The organism is Streptococcus vicugnae (assembly GCF_016461705.1).
Classification (GTDB): domain Bacteria; phylum Bacillota; class Bacilli; order Lactobacillales; family Streptococcaceae; genus Streptococcus; species Streptococcus vicugnae.
Genome location: NZ_JAEMHW010000001.1, coordinates 233,727 through 247,034 on the forward strand (window position 1 = coordinate 233,727; position 13,308 = coordinate 247,034).

Below are 13,308 nucleotides of genomic sequence, written 5' to 3' on the forward strand. Positions count from 1 at the left end.
AAAAAAAGGGAGTGGGACAGAAATCGGTAATTTCAAAGAAATTCGATTTCGTCGTCCCACCCCCGCAAAGTTAAGTAGGGTTGTAAAAGTTGATTTATCAACGCATTAGAACCCACTTAACCACTGCGTTTTGCATATTCTAACTACGTAAATAAAGAGGTTGAGGAATTTTGTCCTAGCCTATCTATTTACACTAAATTGCTTTTTCATCTTGTCCAAGTAAACGTTGAACAGCTTTTACAATTTCTGTAAGAACAACCATCAACAGACTTCCGATAATAACCGCTAGCCATTGTGTCACACTCAAGTGTGAAACGTGGAATAATTGGTTAAATCCAGGCACTGCGATAGTTACCATCAAAAGAAGGAAGGCAACAGGAATTGCCCAGTTGAAGGTTCTGTTTTTAAAGACACCAACTGTAAAGATAGATTGGTAAACAGACTTAACGTTAAAGGCATGAAGCAATTGAATCAAACCAAGTGTTGCAAAGGCCATAGTTAGAGCATCTTCGTGCATCATACGATTTGAAGCATGTTCTGGGAACATCAAAGCCCAACCATAAACACCCAAGACAAGCAATGTTTGGAAAATACCTTGATAGATAATAGCTCCCATAACCCCACCATCAAAGAAGTTTGATTTACGTCCACGAGGTTTGTGAGTCATCACACCAGGCTCAGCTGGTTCAACACCAAGAGCAATGGCTGGTAGTGTATCAGTTACCAAGTTAATCCAAAGAAGGTGAACTGGTTGAAGAACATCCCAACCAAATAGAGTTGCAAAGAAGATTGTGAAGACTTCTGCCATGTTAGCTGAAAGAAGGTATTGAATTGATTTTTGAATATTAGAGAAGACCTTACGTCCCTCTTCAACAGCAACGATAATAGTTGCAAAGTTATCATCAGCAAGAACCATATCTGAAGCGCCTTTAGAAACTTCAGTACCAGTGATCCCCATACCAATACCGATATCAGCAGTCTTAAGTGATGGCGCATCATTAACACCGTCACCAGTCATGGCAACAACCTTACCTTCATTTTGCCAAGCTTTTACGATACGAACTTTATGTTCTGGAGATACACGTGCATAAACTGAGTATTGTTTGAAGACTTTTTGGAATTCTTCATCTGACAATTCATTAAGTTCAGCACCAGTGAAAACATGATCTTGACCATCGTCTTCAATGATACCAAGACGTTTAGCAATAGCTTCTGCTGTATCTTGGTGGTCACCTGTAATCATGATTGGACGAATACCAGCTTCTTTAGCGACAGCAACAGCTTTAGCTGCTTCTGGACGTTCTGGGTCAATCATTCCGACAAGACCTGAGAAAATCAAATCAGATTCGACAATTTCTGATTCAAGTGTGGGCACTTCAGAGACGTACTTGTAAGCCATCATCAAGACACGAAGAGCTTGTTTGGCAAGATCTTTATTGACTTGCAAAATAGCTTTCTTCTCATCTGCTGTAATATCGCGAACTTGACCATTTTCTTCGATACGAGTCACACGTTTAAGTAATTGATCTGGTGCCCCTTTGACCGCAACAAAGTATTTACCATCAGCTTCTTTATGAATAGTTGACATCAATTTACGGTCTGAGTCAAATGGTAATTCCGCAACACGAGGTTCATTTTTTAGCACTTCACGAATATCAAAACTATGATCAAGCCCAAATTGAACAAGTGCTGTCTCAGTAGGGTCACCAATCAATTTACCATTTGGATCAATTTTTGTATCATTTGCAAAGTTCATCACACGAAGTGTGTTATTGTCTGCCGCAATTTCGCTTGCAGCGCTTTGCAATTGACCATTTGTATAAACTTTTTCAACTGTCATTTGGTTCATTGTCAATGTCCCTGTTTTATCTGAGGCAATGATTTCTGTAGAACCAAGTGTTTCAACAGCTGGCAATTTACGAACGATAGAATTACGTTTAGCAAGGGTTGTTGTTCCCATTGACAAAACAATTGTTACGATGGCTGGAAGTCCTTCTGGAATAGCAGCAACAGCAAGAGCAACGGCAACCATCAATCCATTAAGCGGAGCTTCGCCGCGGACAAAAACACCGATAAGGAAAGTAACAGCAGCAATCCCAACGATCAAGTAAGTCAATACTTTAGACAATTGGTTAAGGCTTTGTTTAAGTGGTGTGTCTGTTTCATCGGCATTTGCAAGCATATCAGCAATTTTACCAACTTCGGTAAACATACCAGTGTTAACAACCACACCAACACCACGTCCGTAGGTAACGTTTGAGTTTTGGTAAGCCATATTCACACGGTCACCGATACCTGCATCAGCTGGAACATCAACAGACAAATCTTTCTCAACTGGAACAGATTCCCCTGTCAAAGCTGCTTCTTCAATTTTTAATGACGCAGCTTCTAAGAGACGCATATCAGCTGGGACAACATCACCTGCTTCAAGCATGACAATATCACCAGGCACTAATTCGCGTGAGTCAATTTCCACCACATGGCCATCACGACGAACACGCGCAATTTGACTTGACATGTCCTTAAGGGCTTCAATAGCTGCTTCTGCTTGACCTTCTTGGTAAACACCAAAAGCCGCGTTCAAGATAACAACTGCAAGAATGATTAAAGCATCTGTTAAACCGTGCATTCCTTCTGTGATAACAGATAGAGCCGCTGCAACCAACAAGATGATAATCATCAAATCCTTGAATTGATCGATGAATTTGGCAAATAAGCCACGTTTTTCACCTTCATCAAGTTCATTGTGACCAAATTCGTCCAAGCGTTTTTGTGCTTCAGCCGTAGACAAACCTTCACGTGATGACTCTAGAGCATCCAATGTTTCATCTTTGCTCTGTGTGTAAAACAGAGCTTTACTTTGTTCTTTAGACAAAATAGCTTCCTCCTATGGTCTCCTCTATAGAAAAAGAGACCTGTTTTTTTAAAACAAGTCTCGCTGTTTAAGATTATGCCGGAAATCAGTGATTTCGTAATGACGACATAAACGCGATTTTTCAGCCGCAAATGCGCGCTGAGCTTTTATCATTAATTTCACTCATCCTAAGTACTACAGCTATAGAATGGACTAAAATCCATCAAAGCAAGGCACTGATAAAGAAAGCAAAAATAAATGTAAAAATCGCCTGCTACTCCCTTGAATACAGAGTAATCATATCAATTTTCAAATCGTTTGTCAACTAAACACATGAGTCTCAAGGCTTGATATATCAAGCTTTGGTTAGGCTTACAACCATTTGATTTCTAGCTGATAATTAGCAAAAACACTATCGCCTTCAAGTTGTTTCAATTGATAATGAATTTTAAGATTTTGTTGGTCAACATCCAACTCATAGACACTGGTTTGTGTTTGTAAATGTTGCAAACCAACTGGGGTAGGAATGGCAACCAAAGCTGGATTTTCACGATGAAATCTCATGATTGATTTTGGCTTTGAAAAACGTGTCATAATCAACTCTTGGTCATTGCATTTTAGCATAACCGTTTCTTTTTCTTCATTGGTATAAGTCAGGTAAATATGACCATTTTTTTCTGTTAATTTGACTGGGTATGATTGCTCAACTAACTCAACTTGTCCATCTAAATCAATTTTATTCTTAATATGAAGTTTCATTTAATGTAAGCTTCTTCCTTTCTCTAAAATTATACCAATTCTTTCCTCGTAAAGCCAATAATAACGCTGTTTTAACGCTTAATAGCAGATGAACGAAGCAAACTTGTTCCTGTAAAGATAGCAATGAAAATAATAAGAACTTTAAAATTATTAATATCAAGCTGACTGAGGAAAAACGCCGCAGTCAGTACCCCAAAAGAACCACCAATAATAATTCCAAGAACACCCGGCCAATTCACACGTCCCGATTTAATAAAATCTGTTGTACTTGCTGACATGATAACTGCTGCGTCAAGCATCATCACTGGAAGGGCAATCGACGGATTAATTCCAAGCATTGAAAAGAAAATCAACTCAGGGGCGTAATTGCCAAGTCCCATAGTCATTAAAATTCCAATCGTGAAATTAAAAGCAATTCCAAGTACAAGCCAGACACCGTGAAGGCCATGAACACCATCACTCATACCAGCTCCTGGATTAACAATCATACGATAAACCATAATAATGGCAGCAACAATCAACAAAGTTCCGAGCACTCTTTGAACACGGCGCGTATCCCAATTTTTTGTGATTCGTGTACCAACAAAAGCTCCTGCAAATGAGGCTGTAGCCATTGTCAGTAAAGTTGGCAACTCTACCTTAACAATCGTGATAAAGCAAAGCGCCTCAATCAATACCGGAATAACGTGTGCTGTCGATAAGGTTGCAGGTATCTGCTTGTCATCCTTAATTAACTTTGTCGCTTTAAAAAGGGCTGTGCTTGTAGCAAAAGTCCCAATTCCTAATGTATCTAATAAATCTGTCAAGTAACCAATCCATAGTCCTGTCCAGAATTTTTCCTTTAAATTAATCTTATTTTTTTTGGCATGATAAAAGATATTTCCCAAAACCCAAACGATTAGGAATACCAAAAAAAGTTGGATTAAACGTAAAATAAGTTCATTTGTCATAAGCTCCATTATAAGCAATTTTTTAACTTTCGTAAACATAAACCTTTTAAGAGTTAAGCCAATATTATTTTTGGCATTTTTGTTATAATGAAACTATGAATGAAAAAGTATTTCGTGACCCTGTTCACAATTATATAACTGTCAATCATCCGGTCATTTATGACCTCATTAATAGTAAAGAATTTCAACGCCTACGTCGCGTCAAGCAAGTCTCGACAACTGTATTTACCTTCCATGGTGCAGAGCACAGTCGTTTTTCACACTGCTTAGGTGTTTATGAGATTGCTAGACGAGTTACTGAGATTTTTGATGCTAAATTTCCAGATATCTGGGATTCAAATGAAAATCTCTTAACTATGGTAGCTGCGCTTCTACATGATGTTGGGCATGGTGCTTACTCACACACTTTTGAAAAGCTTTTTGACACTGATCACGAAGCTATTACTCAAGAAATCATCACTAGCCTTGATACAGAAGTCAATGCTATCTTACGTCGTGTTTCACCAGATTTTCCTGAAAAAGTCGCTAGCGTTATTAACCACACTTATCACAATAAACAAGTGGTGCAACTCATCTCAAGTCAAATCGATTGTGACCGAATGGATTACCTTTTACGTGACTCTTACTATAGTGGCGCTAACTACGGTCAATTTGATTTAACACGTATTCTACGAGTTATTCGACCAACAAAAGATGGTATTGTTTTTGAATACAGTGGCATGCACGCTGTTGAAGATTATATCGTCAGCCGATTTCAAATGTACATGCAAGTCTACTTCCATCCAGCTAGCCGAGCAATGGAAGTTCTGCTACAAAATCTTTTAAAACGTGCCAAATACCTTTACCAAATCGATAGCCAGTTCTTTGAAAGAACATCACCAAACCTCATGCCATTTTTAGCTAATCATGCCAACTTGCATGATTATCTTTCACTGGATGATGGTGTTATGAACACTTATTTTCAAGCATGGATGACTGCTGAAGATGACATTTTAGCTGATTTAGCCAGCCGTTTTGTTAACCGAAAAGTCTTTAAATCCGTAACTTTCGAAGAAGCATCACGTCAAGAATTGAGCTACTTAGTCGACTTAGTCAAATCTGTTGGCTTTGATCCAGATTATTACACTGGTATTCATGTTAATTTTGACCTGCCTTATGATATTTATCGCCCAGAAAAGAAAGAACCTCGCACTGAGATTAACATGATTCAAAAAGATGGTTCAGTTGTTGAATTATCAACTATCTCACCAATTGTCAAAACTTTGACAGGTACCATTTATGGAGATAGACGTTTTTACTTTCCAAAAGAAATGCTCAGTGATGATGACTTGTTCGCACATACCAAAAATGAATTTATGAGCTATATCGCAAATGATCATTTTGTATCTCATGATTAAGGAGATAAGGATAAACCTTGAGACGTTTTGTCAAAGTGATATCCTGCTCCTTTTCTTTTATATTTTTAAAATGAAAACGGTACCTATTAGAATTCCTTGTGTCCCCCATGACAAATAGGCCACTTTTTAGTAAGATATATAGGTAGAGATTCTTTAGGAGGGGTAAACTAACCTTATGTCTATTAAATTAGTCGCTGTCGACATCGACGGCACACTTTTAACCAACGACCGTAAAGTCACGCCTGAGGTTTTTGAAGCTGTTCAAGAAGCTAAAAAACAAGGTGTTAAGGTCATTATCGCAACTGGGCGCCCAATTCCCGGTGTTCAGCCACTTCTTAACGAATTAAACCTAAGAGAAGAAGGCGATTATGTCATTACCTTCAATGGTGGGCTAGTCCAAGACACGTCAACTGGTGAAAATATTATCACTGAAACCATGACCTATGAAGACTATCTTGATATTGAGTTCCTTAGCCGTAAATTAGATGTTCACATGCACGCTATCACGAAAAAAGGAATTTTCACTGCTAACCGCAACATTGGAAAATACACGGTTCATGAATCAAGTTTGGTTAATATACCAATTTTTTACCGCACTCCAGAAGAAATGGGCGATAAAGAAATTATTAAAATGATGTTCATCGACGAACCTGAAATCCTCGATGCAGCCATCGAAAAAATTCCACAAGAGTTCTTCGATAAATACACTATCGTTAAATCAACACCATTTTATCTAGAATTCATGAATAAAAACGCAAGCAAAGGAAATGCCATTAAACACCTTGCTGAAAAAATGGGGCTTACTCCTGACCAAACTATGGCAATCGGCGATGCTGAAAACGACCGTGCCATGCTTGAAGCTGTTGGTAACCCTGTCGTTATGGAAAATGGTACACCTGAGCTTAAAGAAATTGCTAAATATATTACAAAATCAAACGAAGAAAGTGGCGTAGCACACGCCCTTAGAGAGTGGGTCTTAAAATAATGTATAGCTATAAAATCGGTATCTCAGCTGAAGAACACGATAATTTTGCGAAAGCAAGTAATCAAACTAATCTATTACAATCTTCAAATTGGGCAAAAATCAAGGATAACTGGGACAATGAACGTATTGGTTTCTACAAAGACGACCAATTAGTCGCTTCCGCTTCTGTCCTTATCAAAGCTTTGCCACTTGGCTTTACTATGCTTTACATTCCACGTGGACCAATCATGGACTACAGCGATAAAGAACTCGTTGCTTTCGTGATTAGCTCACTTAAAAAATATGGTAAAACAAAACATGCTCTATTCATCAAGATGGATCCAGCATTGTTATTAAAACAATATAAAATCGGTGAAGAAGTTGATGAAAACAAAGATACACTTCTTGCAATCGACAACTTGAAAGCAGCTGGTTGCGAATGGACTGGACGCACAACAACAATTGCTGAAAGTATTCAACCTCGCTTCCAAGCTAACGTCTACACACAAGAAGACATGACATCAACTTTCCCTAAACACACAAAACGTTTGATGAAAGACGCTATTCACCGAGGTGTTATCACTAGCCGTGGTACAATAGATGATGTAAAAGCCTTTGCTGATGTCGTAGCACTTACTGAAAACCGTAAAGGCGTTGCCCTTCGTAACGAAGATTACTTCCGCAAAATGATGGAAACATACGGTGATGATGCTTACCTTCACTTAGCAAAAGTAAATCTTCCAAAACGTTTAGCTGAATACAAAGAACAACTTGCTCAAATCGAAAAAGACTTGGCAGAAACAGCTGAACATCAGAAAAAACGTTTAACAAAATTAACACAACAAAAAAATTCTGTTACTAAATACATCGCTGAATTTGAAGAATTCGTTGAAAAATACCCTGATGAACTCATCATCGCTGGTATCTTATCTGTATCATTTGGTAATGTCATGGAAATGCTTTACGCTGGTATGAATGACGAATTCAAAAAATTCTACCCACAATACTCACTTTATCCAAAAGTATTTGAAGATGCTTATGCTGATGGCATCATCTGGGCAAATATGGGTGGTGTTGAAGGAACACTTGATGATGGATTAACTAAATTCAAATCAAACTTCAACCCAACAATCGAAGAATTTATTGGTGAATTTAACATCCCAGTAAATGGTTTACTTTACAAACTATCAAACTTGGCTTATAACATTCGCAAACAAAGGAGAAATGGCCATTAATGTCTCTTGAGATTATCGATAAAAAAGTTTTTGAGACTTTTTGCAATACCGTCAATTACAAATCATTCATGCAATCTGTCGAAATGGCTGATTTGCTTGAAAAACGTGGTTACCAAGTCACTTATCTTGGATTAAAGGAAGCTGATGAACTGCAAGTCGCTGGTGTTCTTTATAGCACGCCAGTAGCTGGTGGACTTCACATGGAAATCAATTCCGGTCCTACTTCTCGCAATCAAATCTATTTGAAAGCTTTCTATCAAGAACTTCAAGTTTATGCTAAAGAAAACGGCGCTATCGAGTTATTGGTTAAACCATTTGACACCTATCAACATTTCGATACCAATGGTGAACCAACAGACCAAGCTAATACAGCTTTGCTAGAAGATTTCCTATCACTAGGCTATCATCACGATGGATTGTTGACAGGTTACCCCGGTGGTGAACCTGATTGGCATTACGTCAAAGATTTGACTGACCTAACTGAAAAGACTTTGTTAAAATCATTTAGTAAAAAAGGTCGCCCACTTGTCAAAAAAGCTAAAACATTTGGTATCACGTTACGAAAACTTGATCGTGATGAGCTACCACTTTTCAAAAAAATTACTTCTGCTACTTCTAACCGCAGAGATTATGTAGACAAGTCACTTGACTACTACCAAGATTTCTATGATAGCTTTGGAGATTCTTGCGAATTTATGGTGGCAACCCTTAATTTCCAAGATTATTTACAACACCTTGAAAGCGATCAAGGAAAACTTAACCAAAGAATTGAAAAACTTCGCTCAGCTATTGAAAATAACAACGGTTCTGAAAAGAAACAAAATCAATTGCGTGAACTATCAAGTCAATCAGCTACATTTGACACTCGTATCGCTGAAGCTAAAGTCTTTATTGAAAAATACGGCTCACAGAATGTTATTTTAGCTGGTAGCCTCTTTGTTTATACCAAACAAGAAGCCGTCTATCTCTTCTCAGGTTCTTACCCAGAGTTTAATAAATTCTACGCACCTGCTCTTTTACAAGAATACGTTATGCTAGAAGCCATCAAGCGTGGTATTACAACCTATAACCTCTTAGGTATCACTGGAGAATTCGATGGCTCTGACGGCGTTTTACGCTTTAAACAAAACTATAACGGCTACATCACTCGAAAAATGGGAACCTTCCGTTATTACCCACACCCACTCAAATACAAACTTATCCATAATCTCAAAAAAATTCTTAGACGTTATTAAAAGACAAAGGCTTGGAACATAGGTTCTAAGCCTTTTTAGTACAAAAAAACTACCTGTCCTAAGACAAGTAGTTTTTAATATAACTTCAATGATTCTTGATTATTTTACAAAGTCAAGAAGAGCAAGGAAGCTTTCTGGTTGAAGTGATGCACCACCAACAAGGGCACCATCAACGTCTGGGCAAGCCATGTAAGCTGCAACGTTTTCAGGTTTAACTGAACCACCGTATTGAACGCGAACTTTATCAGCTACTGCTTGACCGAAGTCAGCTGCAACTGTGTCACGAACTACTTTACACATTTTTTGTGCGTCATCTTGGCTAGCTGATTTACCAGTACCGATAGCCCAGATTGGTTCGTATGCAATAACAAGTGAAGAAACTTGTTCTTCTGACAATCCAGCAAGAGCAGCTGAAACTTGTCCACCTACGAATTCAGCAGCTTTACCAGCTTCGTAAGTTTCAAGAGTTTCACCACAGCAGATGATTGGAAGCATACCATTAGCAAAGATTGCTTTAGCTTTTTTGTTGATATCTTCGTCAGTTTCGTGGAAGTATTCACGACGTTCTGAGTGACCGATTACAACGTAGTCAGTTCCCATTTCAGACAATACTTTAGGGCTGTTTTCACCAGTGAAAGCACCAGCGTTTTCAAAGTAGCAGTTTTCAGCAGCAACTTTAAGGTTTGAACCTTTAGCTGCAGCAAGAACTGTTGAAAGGTCAAGTGCAGGAGCTGCGATACCAGCTTCAACAAGTTCTGATGAAGGCAATTTAGAAGCTACTGCTTCAACGAATGCTTTAGCTTCTTCTGGATTTTTGTTCATTTTCCAGTTACCAGCGATAAATGGTTTACGTGACATTTCACATACCTCTTCTATTTTTATTTACCCCCTTATTCTATCATATTTTCAGCATCTTTTAAAGGTTCGAGGGGATTTTTACACATAATCATGAAAGAAATTGCAAAAAAAGAGCCCCTTACGGGACTCTTTCCACAATTACTATCTGACTAATAATTGTTATCTGGGAACTTAATTAATTAACTAAAATTAAGCTTCGATTTCTGAAACGATACCTGAACCAACAGTACGTCCACCTTCACGGATTGAGAATGTAGTACCTTGTTCAACGGCGATTGGGTGAATCAATTCAACGTCGATAGTAACGTTATCACCAGGCATTACCATTTCAGTACCTGCTGGAAGTTCGATTGAACCTGTAACGTCAGTTGTACGGAAGTAGAATTGAGGACGGTAGTTGTTGAAGAATGGAGTGTGACGTCCACCTTCTTCTTTAGTAAGGATGTAAACTTCACCTTTGAATTTAGTGTGTGGGTGGATTGAACCTGGTTTAGCAAGAACTTGACCACGTTCGATTTCATCACGTTGGATACCACGAAGAAGAACACCAACGTTATCCCCTGCAAGACCTTCATCAAGTTGTTTACGGAACATTTCAACACCAGTAACAACAGCTTTTTGGATGTCGTCACGGATACCAACGATTTCAACTTCGTCGTTGACTTTAACAGTACCACGGTCGATACGTCCTGATGCTACAGTACCACGACCAGTGATTGAGAATACGTCTTCGACTGGAAGAAGCAATGGTTTGTCAGTATCACGTTCTGGTTCTGGAATGTATTCATCTACAGTGTCCATCAATTCCATGATGATGTCTTCGTAGTGAGTGTCACCTTCAAGAGCTTTAAGTGCTGAACCTTGGATAACTGGAAGTTCATCACCTGGGAAATCGTATTCTGAAAGAAGGTCACGGATTTCCATTTCAACCAATTCAAGCAATTCTTCGTCATCAACAAGGTCAATTTTGTTCATGAAGACGATAAGGTGTTTAACACCAACTTGACGTGAAAGAAGGATGTGTTCACGAGTTTGTGGCATTGGACCATCTGTTGAAGCTACTACAAGGATAGCACCATCCATTTGGGCAGCACCAGTGATCATGTTTTTAACGTAGTCCGCGTGTCCTGGAGCGTCGATGTGAGCGTAGTGACGTTTAGCAGTTTCGTATTCAACGTGTGCAGTGTTGATTGTGATACCGCGTTCGCGTTCTTCAGGAGCAGCATCGATAGAAGCGTAGTCTTTTGGTGTGTTAACTGCGCTTGGAAGACGACGAGCAAGAACTGTTGTAATTGCAGCTGTCAAAGTAGTTTTACCGTGGTCAACGTGTCCAATTGTACCAATGTTAACGTGTGGTTTACTACGATCGTATTTTTCTTTTGCCATTTGGGTAAAAGCCTCCAATAAAATATATTTTATAGATAGACAGTAGGCAATACAGTCTAACTTTACCTTACTATTTTAACAAATTATGCAAGAATTGCAAGTATTTTACTACTTAATTTAAGATTTCTTCATTTCGTAAGGGTGTGATATGGCTGAATTATGACACTTTGACCAATATTCGAAGCGTAAATCCAATCTTTATTTTCAAGTTGTGCAAAGCTTTCAGCACGCCCTGTGAGAATAACACCAGAAAATTTGGCACTTCTAAAATCTTTACTGTTACTTAAATAATCTTCGACCTCTTCTTTTGAATCTATTTTTACTGTCTTACCATTTTGATATGTTGTTTCTACCTTATCGCTTATATAACCTTTATTAAGAGCAGTTTTTAAATTTGAACTGAATTGTAAAAAATCTTTTTCTGTTAACTTCCCATCTTCATAACTTTTTAAACCATATTGTGTATCAGGTGTTAGAGTAGCAGTATCCCCTTTACCACTACTTCCAATCCAATACCAATTAATCAATAGATTATCTGGAATCTTATTTTGAATTTCTTGATAAGTATAACCTCTATCAAAAGTAACTGCTACCTCAACAGCTTGCTTGTTCATTTCTTTAATTATACTAATATCTTTAGTTACTTGAAATGTATCTTCACTACTATAATCATGATTAACATTGAAAAACATTGGATTTTTGTAACGATTAATATGGGTATAAGAAGTAGTTTTATTACCAGTCTGCCAAACAGCACTATCCTCTAAATCAGCGATGCGCAATGAGTAATTTGCATTCATACTTTCATATGGCACCTCAATGCCATCAATAGTTTTAAAACGATCTGAATGAAACTGTCCAGAGTAATTTGATGTCGGTGTAAAATACCAATTAGTATAATAAATATTTGGATAAGCAATTTCTGACATCAATAAATAATGCTCTTTTACCTTATTACCATTATGGCTAGTCACCTCTGTCATAATTTTCATAATTAGTCCTAAACTTAATAAGGCTACTATAGAACTAATAAAAATTGTTTTTATTCTATTTCGACGTTTACTTTTTCGAGCAATTTTTTCAAAATCACTTAAATTCTTCATATGTGTATCCCTCTTTTTCCAATATTTTCTTCAATTTTCGACGACCTCTCATCAAATCAATTTTCACTTTACTAATAGAAACTCCTACCACCTGACTAATTTCTTTTACAGAAAAGTTCTGAAAGTAAAATAAATCAATTGTTATGCGATACTTTTCTTCTAGTAATAAAATAGCTTGATAGAGTGGCTCATAATCCGGTGAATCGAATACAATAAGATTCTCTTCTCTAAAAAATTCTTTCTGTAGGATTTCCCAATACTTTTTATCACGTCGATAGCGATCAATATAAAGTCTAACTGCAACACGGTACATCCATGCCCTCATTTTCTCGAAAGGAAGTATAATCTCACTTTCTAGCATCTTTACAAGAACATCTTGAGTAATATCGTGTGCACTTTCAGCACTGGCACCAGATTTTTGTAAATAATACGCAATTTCTTGTGCAAATTTTAATAATTCAACTTCATAACCATCCAGTTTAATCCTATTCACCTTCCTTTCCCTTCGAATCTCATTTTTGATATAACGCTTGAAAATCAAAATACCTAGCTAAATTTTTTCTTTTC

General features: G+C 37.7%; 11 protein-coding genes. 4 read left to right on the forward strand and 7 right to left on the reverse strand.

The window, feature by feature from the left end; genetic code table 11:
• Positions 1-193 precede the first annotated feature (193 nt).
• The 3 genes from JG537_RS01145 to JG537_RS01155 form a co-directional block, all read right to left on the reverse strand.
• The gene (locus JG537_RS01145) at positions 194-2,875 is read right to left on the reverse strand and encodes a cation-translocating P-type ATPase (protein ID WP_199542557.1); all 2,682 of its coding nucleotides are present in this window, start codon (positions 2,873-2,875) and stop codon (positions 194-196) included.
• Between the two features lie 351 nt (positions 2,876-3,226).
• Positions 3,227-3,613, reverse strand: a complete 387-nt coding sequence (locus JG537_RS01150) for a YwiB family protein (protein WP_199542559.1) — start codon at positions 3,611-3,613, stop codon at positions 3,227-3,229.
• A 71-nt stretch (positions 3,614-3,684) separates the two neighbouring features.
• On the reverse strand, positions 3,685-4,563 hold the full coding sequence (locus JG537_RS01155) for a sulfite exporter TauE/SafE family protein (protein WP_199542562.1): 879 nt from the start codon (positions 4,561-4,563) through the stop codon (positions 3,685-3,687).
• Positions 4,564-4,658: 95 nt separating this feature from the next.
• Between JG537_RS01155 and JG537_RS01160 the strand changes: the two genes are divergently transcribed.
• The 4 genes from JG537_RS01160 to JG537_RS01175 all read left to right on the forward strand — a co-directional run bounded on the left by JG537_RS01160 (position 4,659) and on the right by JG537_RS01175 (position 9,394).
• Complete coding sequence (locus JG537_RS01160) at positions 4,659-5,960, forward strand: HD domain-containing protein (protein ID WP_199542565.1); 1,302 nt, start codon at positions 4,659-4,661, stop codon at positions 5,958-5,960.
• 175 nt (positions 5,961-6,135) lie between these two features.
• The gene (gene yidA, locus JG537_RS01165; protein ID WP_199542567.1) at positions 6,136-6,945 is read left to right on the forward strand and encodes a sugar-phosphatase; all 810 of its coding nucleotides are present in this window, start codon (positions 6,136-6,138) and stop codon (positions 6,943-6,945) included.
• A complete protein-coding gene (locus tag JG537_RS01170) occupies positions 6,945-8,159 on the forward strand; it encodes an aminoacyltransferase (RefSeq protein WP_199542570.1) in 1,215 nt (404 codons plus the stop codon). Before yidA ends, JG537_RS01170 begins: the two co-directional genes overlap by 1 nt.
• Positions 8,159-9,394 carry an aminoacyltransferase gene (locus JG537_RS01175; RefSeq protein ID WP_132869432.1) on the forward strand — a complete coding sequence of 412 codons (1,236 nt, stop codon included), beginning with the start codon at positions 8,159-8,161 and terminating at the stop codon, positions 9,392-9,394. The genes JG537_RS01170 and JG537_RS01175 overlap by 1 nt, the downstream gene beginning before the upstream one ends.
• A gap of 99 nt (positions 9,395-9,493) precedes the next feature.
• Here JG537_RS01175 and tpiA read toward each other — a convergent pair whose 3' ends face one another.
• The 4 genes from tpiA to JG537_RS01195 form a co-directional block, all read right to left on the reverse strand.
• Positions 9,494-10,252, reverse strand: a complete 759-nt coding sequence (gene tpiA / locus JG537_RS01180) for a triose-phosphate isomerase (protein ID WP_009854602.1) — start codon at positions 10,250-10,252, stop codon at positions 9,494-9,496.
• 189 nt (positions 10,253-10,441) lie between these two features.
• Positions 10,442-11,638, reverse strand: coding sequence for an elongation factor Tu (tuf, locus tag JG537_RS01185; RefSeq protein ID WP_132869431.1), 1,197 nt, complete (start codon positions 11,636-11,638; stop codon positions 10,442-10,444).
• A 128-nt stretch (positions 11,639-11,766) separates the two neighbouring features.
• Positions 11,767-12,741 carry an anti sigma factor C-terminal domain-containing protein gene (locus JG537_RS01190; RefSeq protein ID WP_199542580.1) on the reverse strand — a complete coding sequence of 325 codons (975 nt, stop codon included), beginning with the start codon at positions 12,739-12,741 and terminating at the stop codon, positions 11,767-11,769.
• A complete protein-coding gene (locus tag JG537_RS01195; RefSeq protein WP_199542582.1) occupies positions 12,725-13,234 on the reverse strand; it encodes an RNA polymerase sigma factor in 510 nt (169 codons plus the stop codon). The genes JG537_RS01190 and JG537_RS01195 overlap by 17 nt, the downstream gene beginning before the upstream one ends.
• Positions 13,235-13,308 lie beyond the last annotated feature (74 nt).